Genomic DNA, 940 nt, shown 5'->3' with positions numbered 1-940 from the left:
GCCCGTTTGGCGGCGTGGATGCCGACGCACTCGCCCGAGCAATGGTCGACGGCGATCATCACCGAGGCTGGCCCCTCGCCGGTCCAGGTGGTGGTGAGGTCGGTGCCCCACATCTCGTCGACGCGTGCGGTGCGGATGGTGCCGTCGTGCGCACGCGGCCCCCGAGGGCGGCCCTGGCGGCTGGGCGCCCGCAGGCCGTGCTCGGCCATCAGCCGCATCACCCGGCGTTTGGCGGTGCGGACGCCCTTGACCCGCAGCCGCGCCCAGGCCTTGCGGTAGCCCTCGCCGTGGAAGGGCGAGGCGGTCAGCACGGCGCGGATTTCCGCCACCAGCTCGGCGTCGGGCAAGGCGCCCACCGGGCCGCGCCGGCGGGGCTGGACCGGAGCGGCGCGATGGCGGTAGACCGAGGCCCGGCCGAGCCGCCACACCCGCGCCACGCCGTAAGCGCAGCCGGTCGAGGGCGAACGACGCGCGCTCATCGCCTCGACCTCTTGCGGGCCAAAGGGCGGCCGGCCTCGAGGGTGTCGACCTTGCTCTCCAGGAGCTCGTTGGCGATCAGCACCTCGCCCAGCTTGGCCCGCAGCCGGGCGATCTCCAGGTCGCGGTCATCCTTCTCGCGGGTTGCCAGCGCCGCCTCGCCGGCCGCCAGAAACTCGTCCCGCCACTCGGACAGCCGCGCCGCCGTCACCCCCAGAGACCGCGACACCAGCTCCAGGTCCTCGCCCCGCAGCAGGCGCAGAACCGCGTCCCGCTTGCGCTGCCGAGACATCCGGCCACCGCGGCCAAGGGCACGCCCGACCCCCGGCCCGGGGCCGTCTCCACTCGCCCTCCGGGCTCCTTCCGAAGGCCCCGGGCCGCTCTTTTCGTTCTCGTCCATGCTCCACCTCCAAGCGGTTCTCTACCGCTTATCGGGTGTCTCGAGAAACTGTAGACCGGAGGA

The 940-nt window shown here is 73.5% G+C and carries 1 pseudogene; it reads right to left on the bottom strand.

Annotated features, from left to right (window positions below):
• A pseudogene (locus ACFSNB_RS18700) lies at positions 1-877 on the bottom strand (IS3 family transposase); the annotation flags it as partial.
• Between the last annotated feature and the right edge of the window lie 63 nt (positions 878-940).

The sequence above is a fragment of the Phaeospirillum tilakii genome (assembly GCF_042683125.1).
GTDB classification, from domain to species: Bacteria; Pseudomonadota; Alphaproteobacteria; order Rhodospirillales; family Magnetospirillaceae; genus Phaeospirillum; species Phaeospirillum tilakii.
This window is presented reverse-complemented; position numbering and strand designations above follow the sequence as displayed.